25 protein-coding genes and 1 pseudogene are annotated in these 26,822 nt (G+C 35.8%); 11 read left to right on the top strand and 15 right to left on the bottom strand.

From position 1 onward, the window contains the following. Window positions 1-34 precede the first annotated feature (34 nt). Both V6S17_RS06765 and V6S17_RS06760 read left to right on the top strand, forming a co-directional pair. The gene (locus V6S17_RS06765) at window positions 35-1,711 is read left to right on the top strand and encodes a ribonuclease J (protein ID WP_029090938.1); all 1,677 of its coding nucleotides are present in this window, start codon (window positions 35-37) and stop codon (window positions 1,709-1,711) included. Window positions 1,712-1,777: 66 nt separating this feature from the next. Further along, entirely contained in the window at window positions 1,778-2,344 is a 567-nt protein-coding gene (locus V6S17_RS06760; protein ID WP_029090939.1) for a DNA-3-methyladenine glycosylase I, read from the top strand. 182 nt (window positions 2,345-2,526) lie between these two features. On the opposite strand, the gene V6S17_RS06755 is transcribed toward V6S17_RS06760, so the two are convergent. Continuing rightward, window positions 2,527-4,116, bottom strand: a complete 1,590-nt coding sequence (locus V6S17_RS06755) for an ABC-F family ATP-binding cassette domain-containing protein (protein WP_029090940.1) — start codon at window positions 4,114-4,116, stop codon at window positions 2,527-2,529. Window positions 4,117-4,345: 229 nt separating this feature from the next. On the opposite strand from V6S17_RS06755, the gene V6S17_RS06750 reads away from it, so the two are divergent. The 6 genes from V6S17_RS06750 (at window position 4,346) to murB (ending at window position 9,188) form a co-directional block, all read left to right on the top strand. Beyond that, entirely contained in the window at window positions 4,346-5,074 is a 729-nt protein-coding gene (locus V6S17_RS06750) for an amino acid ABC transporter ATP-binding protein (protein ID WP_029090941.1), read from the top strand. Between the two features lie 9 nt (window positions 5,075-5,083). Then, the gene (locus tag V6S17_RS06745) at window positions 5,084-5,875 is read left to right on the top strand and encodes a glutamate ABC transporter substrate-binding protein (RefSeq protein ID WP_373453448.1); all 792 of its coding nucleotides are present in this window, start codon (window positions 5,084-5,086) and stop codon (window positions 5,873-5,875) included. Between the two features lie 15 nt (window positions 5,876-5,890). Beyond that, a complete protein-coding gene (locus V6S17_RS06740; RefSeq protein ID WP_029090943.1) occupies window positions 5,891-6,538 on the top strand; it encodes an amino acid ABC transporter permease in 648 nt (215 codons plus the stop codon). Window positions 6,539-6,550: 12 nt separating this feature from the next. Then, a complete protein-coding gene (locus V6S17_RS06735; protein ID WP_029090944.1) occupies window positions 6,551-7,201 on the top strand; it encodes an amino acid ABC transporter permease in 651 nt (216 codons plus the stop codon). Window positions 7,202-7,331: 130 nt separating this feature from the next. Next, the gene (locus tag V6S17_RS06730; protein WP_029090945.1) at window positions 7,332-8,159 is read left to right on the top strand and encodes a hypothetical protein; all 828 of its coding nucleotides are present in this window, start codon (window positions 7,332-7,334) and stop codon (window positions 8,157-8,159) included. Between the two features lie 105 nt (window positions 8,160-8,264). Beyond that, entirely contained in the window at window positions 8,265-9,188 is a 924-nt protein-coding gene (gene murB, locus V6S17_RS06725) for a UDP-N-acetylmuramate dehydrogenase (RefSeq protein WP_051457302.1), read from the top strand. A gap of 690 nt (window positions 9,189-9,878) precedes the next feature. On the opposite strand, the gene ald is transcribed toward murB, so the two are convergent. From ald to V6S17_RS06680, 10 genes and pseudogenes are all read right to left on the bottom strand, one after another. After that, a complete protein-coding gene (gene ald / locus V6S17_RS06720) occupies window positions 9,879-10,994 on the bottom strand; it encodes an alanine dehydrogenase (protein ID WP_029090947.1) in 1,116 nt (371 codons plus the stop codon). A 2-nt stretch (window positions 10,995-10,996) separates the two neighbouring features. After that, window positions 10,997-12,376 carry an amino acid permease gene (locus tag V6S17_RS06715; RefSeq protein ID WP_029090948.1) on the bottom strand — a complete coding sequence of 460 codons (1,380 nt, stop codon included), beginning with the start codon at window positions 12,374-12,376 and terminating at the stop codon, window positions 10,997-10,999. A gap of 1,003 nt (window positions 12,377-13,379) precedes the next feature. Beyond that, complete coding sequence (locus V6S17_RS06710; RefSeq protein ID WP_244877104.1) at window positions 13,380-13,706, bottom strand: IS30 family transposase; 327 nt, start codon at window positions 13,704-13,706, stop codon at window positions 13,380-13,382. Window positions 13,707-13,750: 44 nt separating this feature from the next. Beyond that, window positions 13,751-14,274: pseudogene (locus tag V6S17_RS06705) on the bottom strand (recombinase family protein). Between the two features lie 252 nt (window positions 14,275-14,526). After that, entirely contained in the window at window positions 14,527-14,799 is a 273-nt protein-coding gene (locus V6S17_RS06700; RefSeq protein ID WP_029090950.1) for a hypothetical protein, read from the bottom strand. A 223-nt stretch (window positions 14,800-15,022) separates the two neighbouring features. After that, complete coding sequence (locus V6S17_RS06695) at window positions 15,023-15,253, bottom strand: hypothetical protein (protein ID WP_029090951.1); 231 nt, start codon at window positions 15,251-15,253, stop codon at window positions 15,023-15,025. Between the two features lie 21 nt (window positions 15,254-15,274). Beyond that, window positions 15,275-16,066 (bottom strand): hypothetical protein, encoded by a 792-nt coding sequence (locus tag V6S17_RS06690; RefSeq protein WP_051535947.1) that lies wholly within the window; start codon window positions 16,064-16,066, stop codon window positions 15,275-15,277. 671 nt (window positions 16,067-16,737) lie between these two features. After that, window positions 16,738-17,526 (bottom strand): alpha/beta fold hydrolase, encoded by a 789-nt coding sequence (locus V6S17_RS06685; protein WP_051535948.1) that lies wholly within the window; start codon window positions 17,524-17,526, stop codon window positions 16,738-16,740. A 186-nt stretch (window positions 17,527-17,712) separates the two neighbouring features. Then, entirely contained in the window at window positions 17,713-17,796 is an 84-nt protein-coding gene (locus V6S17_RS12680) for a phosphopantetheine-binding protein (protein WP_366945932.1), read from the bottom strand. Between the two features lie 770 nt (window positions 17,797-18,566). After that, window positions 18,567-19,274, bottom strand: coding sequence for a transaldolase (locus V6S17_RS06680; protein ID WP_029090952.1), 708 nt, complete (start codon window positions 19,272-19,274; stop codon window positions 18,567-18,569). Between the two features lie 321 nt (window positions 19,275-19,595). Between V6S17_RS06680 and V6S17_RS06675 the strand changes: the two genes are divergently transcribed. Continuing rightward, complete coding sequence (locus tag V6S17_RS06675) at window positions 19,596-20,507, top strand: alpha/beta hydrolase fold domain-containing protein (RefSeq protein WP_051535949.1); 912 nt, start codon at window positions 19,596-19,598, stop codon at window positions 20,505-20,507. A gap of 61 nt (window positions 20,508-20,568) precedes the next feature. Here the strand turns inward: V6S17_RS06675 and V6S17_RS06670 are convergent, their stop codons facing one another. Both V6S17_RS06670 and V6S17_RS06665 read right to left on the bottom strand, forming a co-directional pair. Continuing rightward, window positions 20,569-21,117, bottom strand: coding sequence for a cysteine hydrolase family protein (locus tag V6S17_RS06670; protein ID WP_029090953.1), 549 nt, complete (start codon window positions 21,115-21,117; stop codon window positions 20,569-20,571). Window positions 21,118-21,171: 54 nt separating this feature from the next. Further along, window positions 21,172-22,596 (bottom strand): PLP-dependent aminotransferase family protein, encoded by a 1,425-nt coding sequence (locus V6S17_RS06665; protein WP_029090954.1) that lies wholly within the window; start codon window positions 22,594-22,596, stop codon window positions 21,172-21,174. Window positions 22,597-22,721: 125 nt separating this feature from the next. On the opposite strand from V6S17_RS06665, the gene pdxS reads away from it, so the two are divergent. Together pdxS and pdxT are read left to right on the top strand one after the other, a co-directional pair. After that, entirely contained in the window at window positions 22,722-23,609 is an 888-nt protein-coding gene (gene pdxS / locus V6S17_RS06660; RefSeq protein WP_029090955.1) for a pyridoxal 5'-phosphate synthase lyase subunit PdxS, read from the top strand. A gap of 1 nt (window position 23,610) precedes the next feature. Then, on the top strand, window positions 23,611-24,180 hold the full coding sequence (gene pdxT, locus V6S17_RS06655) for a pyridoxal 5'-phosphate synthase glutaminase subunit PdxT (protein ID WP_029090956.1): 570 nt from the start codon (window positions 23,611-23,613) through the stop codon (window positions 24,178-24,180). Window positions 24,181-24,549: 369 nt separating this feature from the next. Here the strand turns inward: pdxT and V6S17_RS06650 are convergent, their stop codons facing one another. Next, window positions 24,550-25,200, bottom strand: a complete 651-nt coding sequence (locus V6S17_RS06650; protein WP_036026949.1) for an endonuclease III domain-containing protein — start codon at window positions 25,198-25,200, stop codon at window positions 24,550-24,552. Between the two features lie 59 nt (window positions 25,201-25,259). Continuing rightward, window positions 25,260-26,168, bottom strand: coding sequence for a DNA-3-methyladenine glycosylase 2 (locus tag V6S17_RS06645; protein ID WP_029090958.1), 909 nt, complete (start codon window positions 26,166-26,168; stop codon window positions 25,260-25,262). Between the last annotated feature and the right edge of the window lie 654 nt (window positions 26,169-26,822).

The following is a 26,822-nucleotide window of genomic DNA, read 5'->3' as shown; positions in this document are numbered from 1 at the left end:
AAAACTAAAAAACAAAACGAAAGGAGGGTATATTTTGACAATTAAACCAGTCGAAAACATCAAAATTTTATCTCTCGGTGGCGTAGCGGAATTAGGAAAAAACATGTATGTAGTAGAAGTAAACGATGATATTTTTATCCTAGATGCCGGATTACGTTTCCCAGAAGATGAATTGCTCGGTATTGATGTCGTTATACCTGATATTAAATATTTAGAAGAAAACCAAGATCGTATTAAAGCTGTATTCTTATCTCACGGACATGAGGATGCAATCGGAGCGTTACCTTACCTCCTCAAGAAAATCAACAACATCCCAGTTTATGGGACAGAATTAACAGTTGCCCTTGCTCGTGCAGCAATTAAAGAGCACAAAGACTTAAAATACAACCGTTTCCATGTGGTACATGCGCGTTCTCGTCTATCATTTGAACAAATCAATGTATCTTTCTTTGCGACAACACACTCTATTCCAGATTCAATAGGAACTGTATTACATACAGCAGATGGTGCGATTGTTTATACTGGTGATTTCAAATTTGATCAATCTTCATTACCTGGCTATCAAACGGATTTAGGTCAAATTGCTAAAATCGGTGAAAAAGGTGTGTTAGCGTTGCTTTCAGACAGTTCTGAAGCAGAACACCCTGGATACACTTCAAGTGACTCTGTCGCTGCTCAAGAGATGCTTAAAGGCTTCAAAAAAGCATCTGGACGTATTATAGTGGCTGTTGTGGCTTCTAACGTTAGTCGCTTACAACAAGTGTTTGATGCAGCTAGTGCAACAAACCGTCGCGTTGCCATTCTTGGTAAAGAACTAGAACGTGTTATTACAGTCTCTGCTAAACTAGAGAAATTAGTAATTGATAATGAAGAAAGAATTGTGCCCTTAAAAGATATTGAAGATGTCGCTGATGATAACCTTGTTATTATTGAAAGTGGCAATCTTGGAGAGCCTATTTTACAATTGAACAAAATGGCTAAACAAACACACCGTTTAGTGAATGTACGCCCTGGCGATACTGTTTTCATCGGTGCGACAAACAATCCAGCAACGGAAACTTTATTGGCTAAAACAGTCGATTTAATCTACCGTAACGATGCTGCTGTTTCTACATTCTCAAAAGATATCTTTATCTCTGGACACGCAAGTCAAGAAGAGCTGAAGATGATGATGAATCTCTTGAAACCAAAATATTTTGTTCCGATTCATGGTGAGTACCGTATGTTAATTGAGCATACAAAAGTAGCACGCTCAATCGGTTTTACAAATGAACAAATCTTTATCATTAACAAAGGTGATATTCTAGAATACAAAGAAGGCCGCTTTGCAATGGGAAGCCGTGTATTCTCTGGTAACACATTAATTGATGGTTTGGGTGTTGGTGATGTTGGTAATATCGTCTTACGCGATCGTAAATTATTATCAGAAGATGGTATTTTCATCGTTGTTGTTACAATTAGCCGCCGTCAAAAACGTATCATCTCAGGACCTGAAATGATGTCACGTGGCTTCATTTACATGCGTGAATCAGAAGCACTAATTGAATCAGCTACAAAAATGGCTGAAAAAATTGTGTTAGAAACGCTTGAAGATAAAAACTTCGAATGGGCTAACCTTAAACAAGCGATTCGTGATAAATTAAACCGTTACTTATTTGAACAAACACGTCGACGTCCAATGATTTTACCAGTCATTATGGAAGTTAACTAAAACCTCACATACCACTCATTTTTGAGTGGTATTTTTTAGTAAAAAGAGAAAAGGGGAGAGCAAACGATGACTATTTGTGATTGGGCTACAAAATACGAAGAAGAACGAATCTACCATAATGAAGAGTGGGGGAGATTTACAACTAAAAGTAATGATCTTTACTTTGAATTCTTAATATTAGAAGGAGCACAAGCAGGTCTCTCATGGCGTACTATTTTAAATAAACGGGAAGGCTATCGTACGGTGTTTCATCATTTCGATATTGAACGTTGCGCAGAATTAAGTGATGAAGAACTTGAAGCAGCACGTTTGAATACAATGATTGTTCGCAATAAATTGAAAATTGCCAGCGTCCGTAAAAATGCAGTCGCTTTTAAGAAAATCATCATTGAATTTGGCTCGATTGAAAACTATTTACGTACGTTTTTTACAGAAGTACCAATGATTAATCATTGGGAAACAATCAACGACGTACCAAGTGAAAGTAAAGAATCTATCGCTTTAAGTAAGGATTTGAAGAAAAGAGGTTGCTCCTTTATTGGGCCCACAATTATGTATGCCTTTTTACAAGCAACAGGTTTTATCGATGATCATATCGTAAGTTGTGATTTTCATACAAATAATAGAATTTAAACAAAAACAATCCCTAGAATGAATAATCTAGGGATTGTTTTTTACATTTAATTAGTTATAGAAGCAACTTAAATGATGCGCTATAACAACTGATTGAATCGACATGTTAAATTTAAATAGTGTGCTGATAGAGCCACGCTAATCGTAAGCAACTCACACAAAGAGTGGCTATCAACAGTTTATTATTTTTGAGTTTCTAAATACTCATCATAAGATTGTTTTTTATTGTAGAATGAGCCTGGTGTTACATCAATTACGCGGTTAGCGAGTGATTGTGTAAACTGGTGATCGTGACAGATAAAGAGCATAACGCCTTTAAAGTCTAACAAACCATCGTTTAAGGCTGTGATTGATTCTAAGTCCAAGTGGTTAGTTGGTTCATCAAGAATCAACGTGTTACCACCTGATAACATCATACGGCTTAACATACAACGTACTTTTTCGCCCCCTGATAAGACGCGTACTTTTTTAAGTACTTCGTCTCCTGAGAAGAGCATACGTCCTAAGAATCCACGCAAGAATGATTCAGCATCTTCTGTTGGCGAATATTGACGTAACCAATCAACAAGGTTTAAATTAGAACCTTCGAAGAATTCAGTGTTGTCTTTAGGGAAGTATGTTTGCGAGGTTGTAACGCCCCATTTGAATGTGCCTTCATCTGGTTCCATATCTCCTGCTAAAATAGCAAGAAGGGCAGAAGATGAAGAGTCATTGCCAACGAAAGCAACTTTATCATCACGATCAAGTGTAAAGGAAACGTTATCCAATACTTTCACACCATCGATTGTTTTGCTAAGGCCTGAAACTTGTAAAATATCATTTCCAACTTCACGATCTGATTGGAAACGGATAAATGGATAGCGACGTGATGATGGTTGAATATCATCGAGTGTAATTTTATCCAATGTTTTTTTACGTGATGTTGCTTGTTTAGATTTAGAAGCGTTGGCAGAGAATCGCGCAACAAAGGCTTCTAATTCTTTGATTTTTTCTTCTTTTTTCTTGTTACCATCTTGTAGCATACGTTGTGCTAACTGGCTTGATTCATACCAGAAGTCATAGTTACCAACAAACAATTTGATTTTGTTGTAATCTAAATCCGCAATATGCGTACATACCTGGTTAAGGAAGTGACGGTCATGGGAAATCGCGATAACAGTGTTTTCAAAGTTTGCTAAGAAATCTTCTAACCACATAATTGCTTTTAAGTCCAAGTGGTTAGTAGGCTCATCTAATAGTAAGATATCAGGCTTACCAAAGAGTGCTTGAGCAAGTAAAACTTTTACTTTCCCACCACCATCAAGTTCTTTCATCAATTTATCGTGATCACTTGGACCAATTCCAAGTCCTTTTAATAGAATAGCTGCATCTGATTCAGATTCCCAACCACCCATTTCGCCGAATTCACCTTCTAATTCTGCTGCACGTAATCCGTCAGCATCACTAAAATCTTCCTTCATATAAATGGCATTTTTTTCTTCCATAATTGCATATAGTTGTTGATGTCCCATAATTACAACATCAAGTACACGATGCTCTTCAAATTCAAAGTGATCTTGTTTTAAAACGGCAAGACGTTCACCTGGAGTGATGTGAATATCACCAGTTTGTGCTTCAATTTCACCTGAAAGAATTTTTAAAAATGTTGATTTACCCGCACCATTCGCGCCAATTAAACCGTAGCAGTTACCGGGAGTGAATTTCATTGTGATATCTTCAAATAGCTTTTTGTCAGAAAAACGTAGTCCGACATTACTTACTGTGATTGTCATTTAGTTAAATACCCTCTTTCAATATCGTTTTTATTCCATAAGCTCTATTATATCAATAATTCCGCTTAAAATCAACGTTGTAAAATGCACTTATGGCGACGGGCTATAAGCTATACTTATGTATAATTGTTTTTACGTTAAGATGAACTATTGACAAACCTAGCGGCTGGGCATAAAATAAAGGCTTATTCTATTAATTTTAAATATATAGAGTCAAGGGGGATGCAGAATGATTGAATTTAAAAATGTCGATAAGTATTATGGCACATATCATGCTTTACGAAATATCAATTTAGAAATCAAAAAAGGTGAGGTTGTCGTTGTTATCGGCCCATCTGGTTCTGGTAAAAGTACAATGTTGCGTACTATTAATGGTCTAGAAGAAATTAGTTCTGGTCATTTACTTGTAAATGATTATGACTTAAATGATAAAGGCACTAATATTAATATCGTGCGTAAAAATGTCGGAATGGTCTTCCAGCATTTTAATCTTTATCCTCATAAAACTGTTTTAGAAAATATTACATTAGCTCCAATGAAAGTATTGAAAAAAACACCTGCTGAAGCTAAGAAAACTGGTTTAGCACTATTAAACAAGGTTGGACTCGCTGAAAAAGCAGATGTTTACCCAGCAAGCCTTTCTGGTGGGCAACAACAACGTGTAGCAATTGCTCGTGGTTTAGCAATGGAACCAGAAGTAATTCTGTTTGATGAACCAACATCAGCACTAGATCCTGAAATGATTGGTGAGGTATTAGATGTTATGAAGAGCCTTGCACAAGATGGGATGACAATGGTTGTGGTCACTCATGAAATGGGATTTGCTCGCGAAGTGGCGGATCGTGTTATTTTTATGGATCAAGGAACAATTTTAGAAGATCGTGAAGCCGTAGCTTTTTATGATGGTCCTAACGAAGAACGTGCGCGTCAATTCTTGAGTAAAATTATAAATCACTAATAGAGGGGGATGACGATGAAAAAGAAATTAATTTTTATCCTTATGACTTTGTCTCTCTTCTTAGTAGGTTGTGGTAAGCAAGTAGCAGATCAAAGCATTAGCGAACGTATTCAAACTAAGCCAACCATTACGTGGGGTGTAAAAACAGATACGCGTTTGTTTGGTTTAACAAATATTGCAACGGGTGAAATTGAAGGATTTGATATTGATATTGCCAAAGCACTTACTAAAGAAATTGGTGGTAAAGATGCAAAGGCTGTGTTTGTCGAAGTAACTTCAAAAACACGTATTCCACTATTGAAAAATGGTAATATCGATGCCATTATTGCAACGATGTCAATTACGGATGAACGTAAACAAGTCGTGGATTTTTCAGATGTTTATTTTGATGGAGGGCAATCGCTCTTAGTTAAAAAAGGCAGTAAAATTCGCTCGATTAAAGATTTGGATGCGGATACAACTGTTTTAGCAGTTAAAGGATCGACTTCAGCAATCAACATCCGTAAATCAGCTCCTGATGCCAAAATCCTTGAATTAGAAAATTACTCTGAAGCCTTCACTGCCTTGAAATCAAACCAAGGGGATGTTATGACTACTGATAGCGGCATTTTATATGGTATGGTCGCTCAAGATAAAAACTATGCTGTCGTTGGTGGTAATTTCACTGATGAACCTTATGGTATTGCAGTCAATAAAGGCCAAAAAGATTTTGTGAAAGAGTTAAATGTTGCTTTAAAAACAATAAAAGAAAATGGCACTTATCAAAAATTATATGATAAGTGGATTCCTAAAAATGACTAGCGAAAGGGGTATGACATGTTTTCAATTTTAACGACAAACTATGAAGCCTTGCTTAGTGGTTTTAAATATACTATCTTTTCCAGTATTTTAGCACTTGTCTTCAGTTTAATTATTGGTGTTGTAATGGCTATTTTGCAAATTTCTCATAACAAACCTGCTAGAGTTTTAGCTTCTATTTATGTGGAATTTTTCCGAAATATACCATTACTTGTTATTGTAATGTTTTTTTATGTGGTAATTCCAATGTATTTCTTTAATATCAACGGTTTCACAGCTGGTACTATTGGGTTGACATTGTATACGTCTGCTTTTATTGCTGAAACAGTACGTGCCGGTATTTTATCTGTTCCAAAAGGACAAATGGAAGCTGGTCGTTCAACCGGGCTGACTTATACGGAAACAATGAAATCAATTGTGTTGCCTCAAGCAATGAAAATTGTCGTACCACCACTAGGCAATCAGTTCATCAACTTGGTAAAAAACTCATCCATTCTTGCGATGGTTGCTGGTTTAGACTTAATGTATCAAGGTGATTTAATTTCATCTGTTAACTTTAATGTCTTTGAAACCTATATCGTTGTGGCTTGTTTTTACTTAGTGTTAACTTTACCGCTCAGCTACTTTATGAATTATTTAGAAAAACGCTGGTCAATCAGCGATTAAGGAGGAGATCAGATGGATTTTATTGGCGCTTACAGTTGGATTAATATCCGCTTTTTACTTGAAGGTCTATGGCTGACTATTTTAGTTGCAGCGATTTCAATCGTTTTTAGTTTTGTTATCGGTGGTATCATTGGTGTCATTCGTTACATGAAGATTCCCTATCTCTCTAAAATCGTTGGGGTTATCACTGATATTGTTCGTAATTTACCTTTGCTATTGATTATCTTTTTCACATACTTTGCGTTGCCAAAAATGGGTTTACGTTTAGATATTTTTTGGTCAGTTGTTGCAGCTATGACAGTGTTTGAATCGGCGATGTTATCCGAAATTATCCGTGGCGGTTTGAAAGCTGTACCAAAAGGTCAGATGGAAGCCGCACGTTCAACTGGTTTAACCTATATGCAGGCTTTAATGAGTATTGTGATGCCTCAAGCTTTGAAAAAAATGATTCCACCTATCGTGAGTCAGTTTATTTCACTTATTAAGGATACATCACTTGCCGTCGTTATTGCTTTACCAGAAGTAACTCACAATGCAAAAATAATATATGGACAGGATACTGCTTTTGTTATCCCTATGTTCGTAGCAATGGCTGCTTTATATTTTATCGTTTGTTATGTGCTCTCAATTATTTCAAAACGCCTAGAAATTCGACTAGGATAAATAAACATCTGTTAATTATTTTTAGCAAGGCCCATTAAAAAAAGGGGTGCTGTTGCTTAAATAACTGACAGATGTCTTTTTTTGCATTATAATAGAGTTGTACCATAATTATCTGAATAGGGTGATGAAAATGACGGAAAAAACCTATAAACATTTAAAACGTCGACTTGAAATTGAAAAAACAATGCCGTATCGTTTTAGTATCGAAGGTACAACCTACGAGCTAATTAAGTACGAAAAAATGGGTAAAACAACTGGCTACGTAATTGTAAATGAATCTGGTGAGGCTGTATCTAGAGAAGTCGCACAAATTGTCTTAAAACAAGCATTCCATTTGCACCAACTTACCCAGTATAGTATCCACCGTAACAAATCATTAGGTTCACATGATAGTGAAATTGCTGTACGCATCCAAAGTGAATTAGCAACCATTCGACCTGAAGAATTTTCATATTCAATTCAGGAAGATGCTGTGTCAACTTTAGCTGCATTACAAATATTTGTCGAAAAACAACTCTGTCTGGATGTACACCTTAAAGACTTCTTTTTAATTCTTGACAAGGTGACCGATCAAAAAGGTGTTTCTGAATCAGATTGGAACTACCTCACTGATACTGCCATAACAATTGGTCAAGCAGCCTATGAACAAATCCAAACGCTTATTGACTCACAAGAAAGTATTGCAGAAGTAAGAGGATGGATTTCTCGTAAAATGAAACAATTTACAAAAACGGAAGCAAAATATATGAGCCGTTTTTCAATGTTGTTATCTGAACTGAATGCGAAATTTGTATTTACGAAGGTTATTGCTACTGCTGATTATTTAACTAAGGACATCACGGTTGATGAAACATTACCAATCAAAGAACGTCTCGTTGATTTCAACAAACAATACCGTAAAAAATTGGAAAATGAGCCAACACTAACTAAAGAAACATTAGCATTATTACGAAATTAATAATTATCAGGAGACGTTTAACCAGAATCTGGTTTAAAACGTCTTTTTTTATGGTACACTATTGTAATGTAACACTAATTATTTGGATAAAGGCAGGCGTAAATTATGATTAACAAAATAGCAACAGAACTACAAGACTTAAGCCATTCACTTCTCGTTAAAACAAATGAACCTTTGAATAAATACACCTATACAAAAACGGGTGGACCTGCAGATGTTTTTGCTGTTCCACAGACGATAGAAGAAGCACAAATCGTCGTGACTTATGCTTATAAAAACGATATCCCTCTAATGGTTTTAGGTAATGGATCTAATCTAATCATTCGTGACGGTGGTATCCGCGGCATTGTGTTATACCTTATGAATCTGACAGAAATAACTTATAAAAACAATACGCTCACAGCTCAAACAGGAGCCGCTATCATCGATGTATCACGTGAAGCGCATAAATTAAGCCTAGCAGGATTAGAGTTTGCTTGTGGAATCCCTGGAAGCGTTGGTGGTGCTCTATACATGAATGCTGGTGCCTACGGTGGCGAAACCAAAGACGTATTAAACCGCGCGCTCGTTTTAACAGCAAGTGGCGAACTAATTGAATTGGATCGTCAAACACTAGAAGAAGGGGCGTCGTATCGCCATAGTATTATCGCTGATAAAAACTATATTGTCCTAGAGGCTGATTTTTTATTAACACCTGATGCTGAAGAAACGATTGCTGCTAAAATGGCGAATTTTACCGAGCAACGCGAATCACGTCAACCCTTAGAATACCCTTCATGCGGTAGTGTTTTCAAGCGACCAGAAGGACGTTTTGTTGGTCCGATGATTCAAGAAGCAGGGTTACAAGGTCATACTATTGGTGGCGTTCAAGTCTCATTAAAACATGCCGGTTTTATGGTGAATATCAACCAAGGAACTGCCACAGATTATATTGATTTGATAGCGCACGTTCAAAAAGTAATTCATCAAAATTATAATGTGAAACTTGAACCAGAAGTGAAAATATTAGGGGAAGAAGTAGAAGTCTGACCCTTATTATTTGACAAATTTAGAAATTACTATATTAAAACAACGTGAAATATGTTATTGTAATAGTGTAGAACTATTAAATAGGATAAATTAATCACGTTGGGAGATAATTAAAATGACATTGATTAGTAGTATTACTGTTTTAGTAGTCGCGATGGCAGTCGTCATTTATTGGATTATGCCCTCTGAAAACTAAAATTATTTAAATTATGCAACCACATAAAAGCTAGGGCGACAACCTAACTCTTATGTGGTTTTTTGATGGAAACAATAATAACCTTTCACTCTGTCTCGAATAAACTATATCATCCAAGGTAATGGTGCATTTTCACTGATGCCTATTTTTTTACAAAAAAAAAGCCACACAAAGTGTGACTGAATTGATAATAATATCCTTATAAGACGCTAACAAAGGGGTAGTAAACTATGTTATTAATAAATGAACACTAAAGAATTTCCTGTGGATTGGTACTCGCTGTCGCTCCGTCCCATAATGTCTTTGTAAGCTCATTTCTTCGCAACAAGGTCATCACCCATACTAATCTCGTAAGCTCATAAATTCGCTACGATTTCAGCACCTATACCTACTATCGTAAGCTCATAAATTCGCTACGATTTTAACAAAAGGATTGGTACTCGCTGTCGCTCCGTCCCATACTAATCTCGTAAGCTCATAAATTCGCTACGATATTAGTAAAGTTGTGTTCCTGCTTCAACATAAGGTAGTAGGTGGGCATCTGCTACGGCTTTATAAGTAACATTACCGTTAATTGTATTAATACCTGCTAAAACATCACTGTTTGTTTCGCATAATTCTGCTAATCCTTGATTCGCAATACGTAATGCATAAGGAATTGTTACGTTTGTCAACGCATATGTTGCTGTTTGAGCTACAGCTCCTGGCATATTAGCCACTGCATAATGCACAACACCATGTTTAATATAAATCGGATCATCATGTGTTGTGATATGATCTGAGGTTTCAAAAATACCACCTTGATCAATCGCAATATCAACCAGGACTGAACCAGGTGACATTTGTTTCACCATTTCTTCTGATACAAGTTTTGGTGCTTTTGATCCAGGTATTAACACGGCCCCAATAACTAAATCAGCTTTTGCAACAGCTTCTTCAATGTGATAAGAATCCGAAATCAAAGTTGAAAGTGAATTGCCAAATTGTTCATCAATTTGTGCAAGGCGGGCTGCACTAATATCGAGGATTGTAACATTCGCTCCCATACCAACAGCAATACGTGCTGCGTTTGTACCCGCAGAACCACCACCGATGATAACAACATTCCCACGTCTCACTCCTGGAACACCTGAAAGTAGAATACCTTTGCCTGAATGAGTATTTTCAAGGAATTGTGCACCAATTTGGATTGACATACGTCCAGCAATTTCACTCATAGGAACAAGTAGCGGTAACGAACCATTTTCTAATTGAATTGTTTCATAAGCAACAGCTGTCACACCTTTTTCAATAAGAGCACGCGTTAAATTACGTTCAGCTGCCAGGTGAAGGTAGGTAAAGAGTAGCAAACCTTCATAAAAGTATTGATACTCTGACTCAAGGGGTTCTTTCACTTTAATGACCATTTCAGCTGACCAAACTTCAGCCGCTGTGTCAACCACTGTTGCACCAGCTAAACGATACTGCTCATCAGTGATATGTGAACCGATTCCAGCTGCTTTTTCAATCACCACATCATGGCCACTTTTTACAAAACTTTTTACGCCTGCTGGTGTAATACCGACACGATTTTCATTGTTTTTAATTTCTTTTGGAATACCAATTTTCATTTTTAATTCTCACCCTTCTTTAGCTCATTTTTGTTAAAGACTCTATAAATAACAAACAGCAGTAGGAACCATACAGCACCACAAATCAGCGATATACGTGTATCAGGTGCAATGGCTAGCATTACTAGCACGCCTGCAAAGAAAATTAACATAAAGGCAGGCATAAATGATGCACCAGGCATTTTGAAGATGCTTTTAGCTGCTAATTCTTTATTAGACTTACGGTAACGGACGAACGAGATAACAATCATTGACCAGATAAAGATGAATAACAATGATGAAATACTTGTTACAATCGTAAAAACTGTGATTGCATTTTTAATAAAGTAGTTTAATAACACTCCAATTAATAAAACGGCACTTGAGAAGTAAAGACTCGCACCAGGAATGTTGCGGCTGTTTAACTTGCGGAAAATTTTGGGTGCACGTTTATGATTAGCTAAACCATATAACATCCGACTTGTTGAGAATATCCCTGAATTACAAGACGATGCAGCTGCTGTTAACACAACAAAGTTGATGATTGCAACGGCCGCTGGAATACCTGCATAAAGAAAGAGGGTAACAAAAGGACTTTTTTCTGGATCAATTTGATTCCAAGGAATAATAGACATAATAACAAATAATGAACCCACATAAAACAACACAATACGTAAAGGTATTTGATTAATTGCTTTTGGAATAGTTTTTTCTGGGTCTTTTGTTTCTGCTGCTGTTACTCCGATTAATTCAACCCCAACAAACGAGAAAACTGCCATCTGAAAGGCGAGGAGGAAGCCAGAAATTCCAGTAGGGAAGAACCCACCATGTTGCCAAAGATTTGAAATTGATGCTGTTGCTGTAGGTGTTGATTGGAATTTGTTGAAAATAAGCACAAAACCAACAATAATTAGTCCTAATATTGTGACAATTTTTATTATTGCGAACCAAAACTCAATTTCTCCAAATGCTTTAACGGTTAACGAATTAAGTAATACCAAAAAGACTACACAGAACAAAGCGGAAATCCAGTTGGGAAAATCAGGAAACCAAAAACCAACATAGGTTGCGACAGCTGTTATTTCTGCCATACCTGTCACAATCCAACATAACCAATATGTCCAACCAACAAAAAAACCTGCCCATGGACCGATATATTCATTCGCAATATCTGCAAAAGAACCAAATTCTGTGTTGGAAAGTAGTAATTCACCTAATGCTCGCATCATGAAAAAAACAACGATACCAACAATTAAATAAACAAGTAGAAGAGAAGGCCCGGCGAGATGAATTGTTTTTCCAGCCCCTAAAAAGAGACCTGTACCAATTGCACCTCCAATTGCGATTAACTGCACATGACGGTTACTCAAATTTCGTTCAAGTTTTTGTTCGGGCTCACTCATAAAATCCACTCCTTCATAGGTTTGTTATTAAATAGCTATTTACTGATATAACTCCAACTCCATAGTATATGATAATGGTTAAATAATCAATACCAACTATCTATTTACTACAAAATAATGCTATTTTTTATAAGATAGCATTTAAGCATATCCATCTATGGAGTAAATTAATACCGTTTAAAATATATGCATTGTTCAGATGTATTTTCAAAGATGTTATAAGCATTTGAAATTGGCATACATAAGCTTTTGTGATAAAAATGGTCTGTTGGACTTATCATCAATAAAAGCGCACACAAAGCTTCTGAGACTGACATTATTATAATAACAACACAAACGTAAAGTTATCGTTGTCACACAGTTATACAACATCAATAAAATATGTTTATCCTGTATTTATCTCATCATTTGAATAATCAGTCTCATATGACAGTTATGCTATATTTAAGTACATTTAAAGCTTTTACATCTAATCAGTTAAAATGTTTTAGCGGATTAATTTGCTTAGATAAAAAATATCTATTATGGATCACAATTTTCAATTTAACAACAGACATCAGTATTAGATTTACTGTGATAGCTGTTAAGTTAAGTAACGCATAAAATATCCTGCAATAATCAGAAAAACAGTGAGTTAAAACTCGCTTAGAAAGTTTGGTGCAAAAAGTCATGAAGAGAGGCTGAAAATGATATATTAACATAATAAACAAAAGATAAAACTTAAATATTAATTCTAGTTTACATAATATATATTATCGGAAGTTGTATGTGAATGGCAGATATCAAGATTAATTGCAACACATTATTATTTCTAATAGATTTAAGCTTAAATCACTCTTTTCCTATGATATTGCATGAAAATTAGAGTCACTTTTCAAACACGGTGTCTCTTGTGGGTATTTATGAAAAAAATATTGTACAACTAAATTTCTACATGAATTATACTTTCAATAGCTTATCTTAGTGTTAAACATTCTCTATCAAACCGAAGAATCGCAGATTTCTATTTCAATATTTTTCTTGGTCGTGTATTTATTGATTTAACAGACTCATCTAGTTGATTTTGGGACACTTTATTAAATGCTGTCGGTTTTGGATAATATTCTCTTAATAATCCATTGTGATACTCATTAGCGCCTCTTTCATGTGGTGAATAAGGATTAGCGTAATAAATTTTGATACCAAAGCTACTCTCAATTAAATGAACATTAAATTGATGAACAAATTCTACACCACGATTACACGTAATGGATTTGACTGTTCCTTTAGGATAACGTTGAATTAATTCTTTCATAGCATTCAAAATACTAAAACTATCTTGTTTAAGTATTTTTATAGCAACATATTGTCGTGTCTTACGCTCAATAAATGTAGCTATACAATGCCTTGAGAAATTTTTGAAGATTCTGTAATCTCTTTGACCGAATAGTCACCACTATTATACAGTCGCATGGCCATATTCAATTTACTACGTTCTACTTTTGGTCGTCCGATAGCAGTACCACGACGACTTGCTGCAATGCCTTCTTTAACACGCTCTGCTAATAGGTTTCGTTCTAGTTCAGCAATCACACTCATCATTTGAAGCATTGCTTTACCTGTAGATGTTGATGTATCTATATTTTCCTTTAAAGAAATAAATGCAATGTTATCGTGGTCTAATTGCTGAATAAACAATAGTATATCCAAAGTATTTCTACCTAATCTTGAAATACTTTCTACAACAACCGTATCTTCGGGACGAATTATCCGGATCAATTGATCCATGCCTGGTCTTTGCTTTTTTGTTCCAGTATATTTTTCATGAATTATTTTTCAACGCCATAGTCATTTAATTGATTGATCTGGCGATCTAAATTTTGTTCATCTTTAGATACTCGTGCATAACCAATAATCATAATTATCCTCCTTACTGAGTTTAAGTTAATTATCCTAATTTCCTTTTCTTTTTGCAAGAGATTTAGTATAAAGATATTTATAATGATTTATTGTAATTTGATAAGCCTGTTATACTAACCTTCTGATTTCTCAAAACAGTCGTTACATAAACCTTAGGTTTTGGTAATCATTGAAAAATAAAAGCGAACTTATCCATTTAGATAAGTTCGCCTTGTTGTTTTCATTATAACGTCTAAGAATGTTTCGTATATTTAGAAGATAGTTCCAAATTCGATCTCGTCACTATGATTTGCAAATAATTCTTTAAGAGTGATACCATCAATTTTAGCCATTTCAACAAATTTATAGTTATCATCTTTATATCTAAATAATTCTTCTGAATCTAATATCAAAGACCTTCCATCTCTAAAGTTTCCAATGAAATATTCCTTATCTTTGTACGTAAATTCAATTTCATGCCCAATTTCTAAAAGCTGCATAAGCAGCTCAAATGATGCCTTACTTGAATAAAAATTATCATCCATGATAAACCCTCCTATTTAGTGAAGTGAACGTTTTCCATTTTTCCAATAGTGTCTGTGCGGAAGTTTAACATATTTTTTCTCATGTCTACTTAGTGAATGACGATAGTCAATATCCATCGAGGCATTCACTTTACCATCATAGTATCTATTTCATTTTAATTGGATTTTTAGAAAAAAATCCTTATATTGGTAAGTCACACTCCCAAATATACTGTATTCATTTTTATAAATCTTTAACCCTGTTTATAAACTTTTCCCCATCAATAATACCTTTTTTATAAAGCTCCTCTGCAGTTGCAAAAGATTGAGTATAACTATCTGAAGAACGTGTCAATAAAAAACTGCGTTCCTCTTCTACTCTACTAATCCACCATTCTTCATTTTTGTAATCAAAACTTATTTCTTGACCTTCTTCTATTGCTTCTTGGAATTTTTTCCATGTGTTTTGATCCATTCTTTTTCATCCTTTCTGTTACTAATACCAAGTATTTTTTTTCGTCCATTTTCCGTTTACATTATGCCAACCATGACGGTGTGGAACTTTAGGGTGTTTTTTAGCATTGCCATGATTTGTATAATGAATATCTACTTCTGCTTTACCATTTTTCCCGTAATATCTTCGTATATCAAGCTTACCATTTTTTATAAGGTCTTTAGACGAATAAGATTTAGATACTCTAGAAGGTAAAGACCTATTTTTCTTAGTAACCTTTATAGTTGTATGTCTATTTTTAACTTTAATACCCTTTTTCTTGGCAGTATTATAGAGTTTAGCAGGTGTATTTTTCACACTCTTTTTTTTCTTTGCAGTTTTTTTTCCTTTTTTAGCAAAGTATTTTTTAATCGTTTTATATGCCCAATGTCCGGCACCAATGGTAACACCACCAATAGCGATAACACCTGTAGCAGCTAAAGCTACTTGACCCACTCCAGGTATAAAATAGATAGCCGCAGCTGGAGCAAATCTTTTTTGTCTCCCATTACTACTGGTTCCATTTATTTCCGTTGATGTCTCTAAGAGAGCAATGAGTTGAGAAGCTGTATATGATTTCCCTTGAATAATCAATTCATCGGTTGTTAATTTAACCTCTGGATGTGTTTCTTTTTCATCATAACGAATATTATTACCGTCTTCGATATCCCATAGCGAAACAGTAGTATTACTTTCTGTTGTAGATGCTGAAACAGATTTTTCAGGAATAATAGTACTCAATCCCGTAAATAACGCCATGGTTGTAATGATTGACATTTTAAATAGCTTGTTCATAGACACCATCCTTATATTTGAATTAATTACTAGTAATTAAATCCAATATAACAAATGAAAAATAAGTTGCCTACTTACATTTTTGTCACCAATATCTTTTAATTATAAACATTCCTTTAGTTTCATAAAGGGAATAATACACTCGAATTAGAGTGTGATTATTTTCCTATTCAAACAATAATACAGCCTACTTTGTTGCACTTTATTATGACATCTAGGAGTTGTATGCAATTGTAAGATATCAAGATTAATTGCAACACATTATTATTGCTAATAGATTTAAGGTTAAATCACTCTTTTCCTATTTTATTGCACGAAAATTAGAGCCACTTTTCAAACACGGTGTCTCTTTTGGGTATTTATGAAAAAAATATTGTACAACTAAATTTCTACATGAATTATACAATTATAATTATCCTCTTTACTGAGTTTAAGTTAACTATCCTAACATTGAAAAATAAAAGCGAACTTATCGATTAAATAAGTTCACCTTGTTGTTTTCATTATAACCTCTAAGAACGTTCCGTATATTTACATAATATTATCAAATTCAACCTCGTCACTATTATTAGTAAATAACTCTTTAAGTGTATTTTAATTATTGAAAATAACATGCTGCTTAATCGTCACCCAATATTTCAAAGCTTTCCTCGTATAAATTTCTCCTGTAATTAATCTGATTTTTTCAAAAATGCTGTAATGTATCGACTGACTAAATTGCTATTTTCCAAATTGGGCAAGTGAGCTGTATTAGGAATGACTTCTCTTTGTGAAAGCAGTACTTTATTATGAATACAAGATCCAATGGCTAAAAAATCAGAAACGTCTTTTTCACCATTTATAATCAATAGTGACTGTTCAATATTTCCTAGTTTTTTCAGACTATTATCGATTATATTTATTTCTTCTGCTTGATTATCTTCTAATGAAAAATTGTGTTGTAACATTTCAACAATTAGTTTTTCAACTTCAGCATTTACATTTGTAGCATCACGACCACGTGTAATCCAAAATTCATAATTCATAGTAACCAAATCTTTTACATCAGTTGTTAAACTTTCTTGTTCTTCATAATCGATTAATTCCTTAGAATCTTCCCAACCACTAACTGCTGGAGAAATTAAAATCATCTTTTTTACTTTTTCAGGATGTATAAGACAAAAATCAATAGCGATTTTCCCGCCAAAAGAAGCAGCTATAATCGATACCTCTGTAAGTTCATAATGCTCTAATACTGTCTCAATTATTTCGACATAATTGATCCTATTTCCTAGAATTTCACTTTCACCAAATCCTGGTAAATCTACTGCTATAACACAATAATCTTTAGATAGCAGGTTAACTTCATTTCCCCACATTCTTTTGTCTAAAATACCGGCATGTAATAACAAAATCACTTCTTTACTACCTTTTTTTTCTACTACAATCTTAGCTTGTTTAGAACTAATAGTTTCTTTCAATAGATTAATCCTCCTATCATTTTTTAATTATTCAGTAAGAATTTTTGGACTTCATTCATCTACTAATTGATACGATATTGGCTACGTTCTTGTTTTTCTATTTTCTCTCTGTTATTGCCATCTGCAATTTCCGCAAGTTCTACAATTGTATTGCATTCAAGAAATCAATCATTGAGAGTTGAGCACCTAAACTTTATATATTAGGTTTGCAATCGTTATAGCTTTTATTGAGTCTACACCTATGCTAAAGAAATTACCATCTTTACTGATCTATTCCAGTTCAAGTACTTCCTGCCAGATTTTTAGTATTTATTTTTCAGTTTCTGTCTTTGGTAATTGCCAATTTTTTTATCTGTAAATATCTGTTTTTGTAGAAGTTTTTCTTTGTCTACTTTACCGTTCTTGTTCAATGACAAATAGTGAGGTGTTATCATGTTAGACAAAAAATCAATTCAAATTATTAAAGACACAGTCCCCTTTTAATTTGTTAATTAAAAACTAGTACACTAAACAGAAATAATCTAATCAGTGTACTGGTTTTTATTTTTTGATGCTATATAAAGCTCCTACAAATGATAGCTTTATTTTCATGTCTAAACATTGTGTATTTATCTATCTTTTTTAGCAAATGTACACCCAATTACCTAATCAATTTTTAAACGGTCACATTTCTGTTGTTTTTATGTATAATTGACATGTATTCACTTAAATATTTTTCACAGTCATGTTAAACTTAAATGAATTGATCGCAGGAGGTTTTTTTATGTCAGCCAATTTAAAACTATTTTTAAAAATCTTATTTTGGATAATAATTTTCTTTATTTTGATTTTAACGCCATTGTTAATTGCTGTTAACTACACAGTCTAAATCTAATTATATAGCTATACTTAAGATGTTTTCTTATAAAAAAAGCACTCAGCATCGTTTGAGTGCTTTTTTGTGATTTTAGAAACAACCGACAAACAACGCCTATTAAAGGAAATTTTCACTATAAAAAAAGCAGCCACATAAAGTGGCCGCATACTGTAATTTGAATCGCTTAAAGAATTGAATAACCTAATGCTTTGATATCGTTATTGAAACCAATAACAGTATCAAGTGACACTTGATTTAAATCTTTACCGATATCTTTGATTTTGCCGATAATTGCAGGCGGAACTGTGATAATATCAACACCAATATCTTTTGCTTGGATAATGTTGATTAATTCACGTGTACTTGCCCATAATAATTCAGCACCCGGTTTTTGTTTACAAATTTCAAGTGATTTCACCATTAATTCAGTTGGATCAACACCAGTATCAGCAACACGTCCAGCGAAGACTGAAACGATGTTATTAGTGCCTGGAGTTAATGCATCAACAGTGTCCTGTACTTGTTCTAATGTTAAAAGCGCAGTAACGTTTAAACTCACGCCTTCAGAAGATAATTTTTTAATAAGTGGGATTGATGACTCCCCTTTTGTGTTTGTAATTGGAATTTTAACAAAAACATTATCGCCAAATGTAGCGATTTTACGTGCTTCTTTTTCCATTGTTTCAAAATCATCCGCAAAAACTTCAAATGAGAGTGGCATATCTGGAATAGCTGTTACAGCGGCTTTAGCAAATTCGTTATAATCAGTGATACCGGCTTTTTTCATTAAACTTGGATTTGTCGTAAAACCACTGACTTCTCCTGCTTTGTAAGAAGCGACCATCTTATCTAATTCTGCTCCATCTGCGAATACTTTAATTCCTTCAATCATGTGTAACTCCTCCTTGAAAATGTATTGAGTTATGAGGCTTGCTCTAACGAAGAGGAAACTAGCTCAGTTCAATCACTGAACATTACTAATTCCAAACAATACGGATAACTCGATGCAATAAAAGAAATATTCAATCTGAAGATTAATAAATCTCTTACTACTCCTTTATCATAATGAAAACGCTTCACTATTACAAGTATTTAGACACATTTTCGCCTTTTTTATTTTTTTGTTTTAATTAGAAGTCAATTAAGCCATTAAGCTGTACAAACTAAAACATTCAGCTATATACTGAAAGTATCTTTATAAGTAGGTGATTTTATGCAAAGTATTCACAGTCAACTGATTCATCGAACGCTTCGTGCGTCGAATTTTAATCAACATTGGCAACTCACAGGTAAAAAACTCGAAAAGCGTGTGCACAATAAACAAAAAAATGACCGTCACCAACCTCTCAAACTCATTACTAAACAAATTAATATCACGATGCATTATCTTGACGATCAACTTTATTATCGTCTATCGCCAAAAGAGTCAGAAATTAACACGAGTGCACCACCGATTCTTTACTTTCATGGAGGCGGCTATATTTATACACTCACACCTCTCCATTGGGAATTTTTAGCACGACTCGTACGCACAACTGGCAGTATTGTTTCAGTCCCGATTTATCCATTGGCGCCACAAAATAGCTATCATGAAGTATTTTCAATGGCTGTGCCGCTCTACCGACTGCTCTACACACCCAATTTAGTTTTAATGGGGGATTCTGCAGGTGGTGGGATTGCATTGGCTTTGGCTCATCTATTAAGTGATAGAGGTCTTTCGCAGCCTCGACTTATTATTGCACTCTCCCCTGCGCTTGATCTTTCTTTCAGCAATCCAGAGATTGAAGCCATGAAAAAAAACGACCCTGTTTTAGCGCTGCCTTCACTCACTGTTATTGCCGACTGGTACCGTTGTGATTTGCCGGTGACACACCCATTAGTGAGTCCTTTTTATGCAGATTTTGAAAAAATTGCGCCTGTAAGCCTTTTTACAGGAACCTATGATATAACGAATCCGGATGCGAAAAAGTTGCAACAACAATTAGCTGAACGTCAGATTCCATTTGATTATCGTGAGTACCCCAAAATGCTCCATATCTGGATGATGTACTATTTTCCTGAAGCACGTCAGGCCTTTAAAGAAATATGTGAATTAATACTTGAAGATACTAAAATTAGAGCCTAAAAAAAGACGCTAACAAACTGAAATAACAGTTGAGGTTAGTGTCTTTTTTGTTTCTTTATTTTTAGCGTACCTCTGCCCCAAGGCTGGCTTTAAAATGAGATAACGCCCACTGATGCCCCGCCTGATTAAAACTCGCGACACCCGCTTCATGCACCACAATTTTATAGCCTAAGTTATAAGCTGATATGGCTGTATGTAGGACACAGATATCTGTACAGACACCAACGAGATGAACTTCCGTAATATTGCGCTCACGAAGATGCATGTCCAAATTCGTTCCTGCGAAGGCACTGTAACGTGTTTTATCGAGCCAAAAAACATTTTTATCGCGCTGATGCGCATCGTACCAGTTCTGAACAGAACCATAAAGCTCACGTCCAGCTGTTCCGTTAATATTATGCGGTGGAAATAATTTATTTTCAGGATGATAACGATCATTAAGTTGATGGTAATCAACCGCCATCACAATTTCATCTTGGTTGATAGCAAAGGTTTCTAATAGATTAAGCAACGTCTCTTCAATCGCTTGTCCTGCTTCTCCACAAGTTAACGATCCTTCGGTTGCAACAAAATCATTGGTGTAGTCAATTACAAGTAATGCTCTATTCATGTATTTTCCCCCTTCAAACACTGATGTCACAAAACTCATTATAGCAGAAGGTTTTCATTTAAGCTCTTGAAGTTGTTTTTTTAATAACAGAACCGCTTCTAGCAAACGCTCTTCTGTAAAATGGATAAAACTTAGCCTGAAATATTTTGCTGAATCGCCGAATAACGTCCCTGGCATCAACAGTACATTTTGCTTTAATAAGTGATCATATTCCCGCTGGGTTGTGACATAGTCAGGTAGACTTACCCAGAGATGATACCCACCCGTTATGGGTTCGAACTGAATGGCTTCATCAAAAACTAAGCGTAACTGTTTTTGAAAGGTTTGACGTAATGTAGTAGTTTGTTGCATTAAATGAGCCACATGTTGTGAAAAACCATTTGACTTTAACAAGCTGTATGCCAGTACTTGTGGAAAAATACTGAGGCCTAATTCCATTTCATTACGTGCCTCTGCCAACCGTTTGATGACTTCAGGCGGAGCAGTTAGCCACCCAATCCGTGTAGTTGCCCCAACAACTTTTGAAAGTGAACCGATGTAAATCACGTTGTCAGGCGCATAACTATAAAGCGGTTGAATGGATGATGGGGTTAGCATACCAAATGGATCATCTTCTACGATGGGAATATGTAACTTGCCACAGGTTTCGACCAACCGTTGACGCGCAGCATGTGACATCACTTTACCAGTCGGGTTCTGATAAGTCGGATTAACAAATACCATTTTAATACGGTGCTTCCCGTATAGCGTCTCTAGTTGTTCACGCCAATCCTCACTATCAGTCATCGGTAAGGGGTAAAGTCGTAACCCTGCAGATTGAAATAATGACAATGAGTACGAATATGAGGGCGCTTCAATGGCAATCGCATCGCCCGGACTGAGGAGCCCTTGTGTAATCAGGAACAACGCTTGTTTCGCGCCTGATGTAATCAGCACATGTTCACTTGTTAACGCTTGATTACTCCGCTGACTTAATTGTTCCGCAAATACGGTGCGTAATGGTTCGTACCCACTCGGTGCATCATTGGCCTCTTCACTTAGCAACGTCTGCCATGATAGATGCGGCAATTCTATTTCCGGCGTCAGTGATACCGGTAAATCGCCTGATGCAAAATCAAGCAACTCCGGATCAGCTTCTCGTTGTTTGGCTTTCAGGGCATCCATAAATGGCACACTTAATGAAAAACGACTTTGTTTCATATAGTTATGCCAATTTGTCTGATTACCTGTATAACGAAACCACTTGTCAGGATTAATATACGTTCCTCTCCCCTGCTCGGCAATCACTATCCCATTAGCAACAAGTTCTTCATAGGCCCGCTTCACCGTTGAGCGATTCACTTGAAACAAGTCAGCCAACGCGCGTTCTGTCGGCAATCTTTCCCCTGGTTGTAACTCTCCACGCCCTAACTTCTCTTCAATCACATGAATAATTTGATGGTACTTCGGTAAGGCACTCATCTCTGGTAATTGCCACATAAATAGACTCCTCTCAAAATTGGTTGGGTCATTTACCTACCAATTGGTTGTTGTTTAAAAGTATTCCTACTCTATCATAAGAAGTAGATTAAGGCAATCACACAACCAACTTGGAGGGATGACAAATGAATCAACAAACAGGTACTGAACGAGTGAAACGAGGAATGGCACAAATGCAAAAAGGTGGCGTTATTATGGACGTAATCAATGCAGAACAGGCAATTATTGCTGAACGAGCAGGAGCAGTTGCTGTCATGGCTCTAGAACGTGTGCCATCTGATATCAGAGCAGCAGGTGGTGTTGCACGTATGGCAAACCCTAATATCGTCGAAGAAGTCATGGCGGCTGTCTCAATCCCCGTTATGGCAAAAGCACGTATTGGTCATATTGCCGAAGCACGTATTTTAGAAGCAATGGGCGTTGACTACATCGATGAAAGTGAAGTGTTAACACCTGCCGATGAAGAACATCACTTACTCAAGAACGAATACACGGTGCCCTTCGTCTGTGGCTGTCGTAACTTAGGTGAAGCACTCCGCCGTATTGGTGAAGGTGCCGCGATGTTACGTACTAAAGGTGAGCCAGGTACTGGAAATATTGTTGAAGCCGTTCGTCATATGCGTCAGATTAATCGTGAAATTGCACAAGTTCAAGCGTTACAAACAGATGAATTAATGGCATTCTCTCGCGATATCGCCGCACCTTATGAGTTGGTGAAAGAAATTCATGAAACAGGGAAATTACCCGTTGTTAACTTTGCTGCTGGTGGCGTTGCAACGCCTGCAGATGCTGCATTAATGATGTCATTAGGCGCAGACGGTGTGTTTGTTGGCTCTGGTATCTTTAAAGCTGAAAACCCTGAAAAATTTGCTCGTGCGATTGTTCAAGCAACAACTTACTACACAGACTATGCCTTGTTAGCAGAAATTTCAAAAGGACTCGGCGAACCGATGAAAGGGATCGACGTGATGTCACTTCAAACTGAAGACCGTATGCAGGAAAGAGGGATTTAATATGAAAACAATTGGTGTTTTAGCCTTGCAAGGTGCCGTCAGTGAGCACCTTTCCCAAATAGAAGGTTTGGGTCATAAAGCAGTGCCAATTACCCTACCCGCGCAACTGGCAACGATTGACGGTCTCATTCTACCCGGAGGCGAAAGCACAGCGATGCATATCCTCTTAGGAACCTTTGATTTTATCCCAGCGCTGATTACTTTTATCGAAGAAGGACATGGCGTCTTCGGTACCTGTGCCGGTATGGTTTTATTAAGCCAGCTGAATGAGGGTGCCTTCCTTGAAGCAGAGGTTGTACGTAACGGTTTTGGTCGTCAAATCGATAGTTTCGAATACCACTTGCCCGTTGAATTAGAGACAGGCACGATTAGTTTCCCAACTGTGTTTATTCGTGCACCTTTCTATGCCTCAGTAGGTAACGCTGTTAAAGTACTCGCACGTATCGATACAAAAATTGTCGCGGTTGAAACACCCACCTTATTAGCAACAGCGTTTCATCCTGAATTAACAGAGGATACACGCCTCCTCGCTTATTTTATTGATAAGAAAGTAACCGCTTCTCAGTCATAAGAAAGAAACAGCAACGCCAGGACATCATTTGTCTTGAACGTTGCTGTTTTTATTTGCTACTATGCTTACCCTATACAGAGATAAACATCCTCACGTTATTACCCACCTATAACAATCCACATAAAACGTTAATGCTTTTAAATTAACACGCTTAACTACCACGCAATAACCGCTCTATTTATCATCATGCGTTAAAAACCTTGAGGCAATTTGTTCAGCCTCGTGCATCTAAAGATTATTTTTAACTATCATTATCTCTATTAGCTCATGCTTAAGGATTTTGTCATCATTATTCAACGTAGCTCATACTCCCGCAACATTCTCTCTATTGCTAATTGCCCAATTACAAATAGCTTTTAAAGGTTAGTATTAAAAGAGGAAGTCTACTTTATTTAGAAAAGGATTCTCCTTTTTCGTTTTATTAGTGAGGTATCTTTTTCCAAACTCATCAATTAAGCCGTGAAATTCTTGTGCCTCAGTATCGGTGAAATCTTCTGGTAACTTGATAACCTTATATAACTTATCGTAAGTATCAAAGGTGTCATCCTGTAACCAACCAAATAAACGCCTTGCATAAGCATCAGCAATGAATACAGGTCGATCAAAGATATATACCAACAACACATCTGCCGTTTCAAACCCGATTCCCTTAATAGTTAATAACTCTTCCCTCAGTTTTTCACCATATTGCTGATTGATGAATTGATAATCCCAATTGTATTGCTCGAACCAAGCAAAGACTGCTTTAATTGTTTGTGCCTTATTTTTATAGAAACCACTCGGACGAATCAATAATTCCAACTCTTCCAAAGATAACCTTTTAATTTTATGCGAAGAAAACTGGGTGATTACTTTCAAATTTTCCAAGGATTTTTCCACATTGGACCAATTGGTATTTTGCACCAGAATGGCACCCAAGATAATTTCTGGTTTACTCTCTGCTGGCCACCACCCTTGTGGGCCCATTTCTTTGAGAAGTGTTTCGAATAATAAACGAATATCAATTTTTGGTTTGTCCATAACTCACTCCTTACCGCCGCTTATATCAAGTGATTATATCACTTATTTTGATCACCTTTTTAATAAAGCAAACGCCAAATATAAAAGGTCGCATAGCTACACCAGGGGCCCCATCGTTCCTTCAAAATTTTCATATGAATCTCATCCGGCTTACTTTCTAGGTTTTCAATTACTTTTATGCCATTTAACAAACCGATATCTGCCATGGGGAACGCATCTCCCATCCTTAAGCACCGCATCAACACATAATTAGCAGTCCAAGGACCGATACCACGTATTTTTGTCATCGCTTTTTCAGCCGCATCGTTATTTTGAAAGTTAGAATAGTAAGCTTTTGAGATTTTTCCTGCAACAATTTGCTGAGATATATCAATTAAATACTCTGCTTTACGTAATGTTAATTTCAATTCTAACAGTTCTGCTATTGATACGCTCGCTATCTTTTCAGCTGTTGGATAAATCCAGTATTTTTTCCCCTCAAATGAAAGGCACTCACCGTATTTTTCAGTAAAACGTCGTTTTAATGTGTAAGTATACCCAAGGTTAATTTGTTGTCCAAAAATCCCCCAAGTTATTGCTTCATAAAAATTCGGCATCCCCACCATTCTAAGACCGGTAAATTTAGTAGTTAAGTCCTTTAAGATTGTATCTGTCTCTGCTAGCCTATAAAAAGGTTCTAAGTCTGTATTTAAATCGAACCAATCTGTTATAAAAGCAACAATTTCGCTCATACTCTTTTCTGTCCAGCTTTGTTCATTTAATACGGTTATTTCAATCAGCTGCTTTGTTTCATTATAAGAAATCTCGCACAAATACGTGTCTGATCCAACCCTAAAGGCGCGCCTTACCTTGTCATCAATCACCTCAAACATCACTTCATTGTGTTCACGCTTCAAATAATTTAATATTGCTCCCCAAGAAAAGAGCGCGGGTGTATTTAATTTTAAACTATCATTCTTATTAACCATTTCAAATCCCCCCTTTCTTATTATAGTTTAACAAATATTTGAGGTAATAAATGTTGCTATCTGGCTTTTTATATCAGGCAACAATTAAATAATGTATACTAAGTGTAGAAGCTATAAAATATTGTCATTGATATTTTGAATAGCAAAACTTAGAGTCGCTGTAACATCACTGACAACATAAATAACACTAGCTCATTCAAGGAGGCAAACTAATGTCAAAAATTAAATATCGTTTAATTATCTGGGGAATACTACTTGTTAGCTATTGTTTTTTATATGGCTATGGCATCATTCATTTATTCGTTTTTTGTTTATTTTTTCTAGCCGCTTTATTTGATATATTGCGAGTACTATACATTAAGAAACAGTAGAGTGTTAGCAAAAAATCCTCCTCAAATCAAACTACGTTTTACCTATCAGATAGAAAGTCACCACGCACTATCTGTCCAGCAATTTTATAATTTCCGATAAGTTAAGTTTGTTTCCATACAAAAAAAAGCATCTCCTGTTCAATTCAGTTCGAATTTAACAAGAAATGCTTTTTTATTTTCACTCGTTACAAACACCGCTTCATCGCATTCGTCTTAAGCCTGTTTCGAAGGCAGAATCGCTATATTCCTCTTTTTACAATTCCCCCAAAATAACAGCTTTATA

The organism is Brochothrix thermosphacta DSM 20171 = FSL F6-1036, from assembly GCF_036884295.1.
In the GTDB taxonomy this organism is placed as follows: domain Bacteria; phylum Bacillota; class Bacilli; order Lactobacillales; family Listeriaceae; genus Brochothrix; species Brochothrix thermosphacta.
Note: the sequence above shows the minus strand (reverse complement) of the source record. Positions and strands in the feature narration are given on the sequence as shown.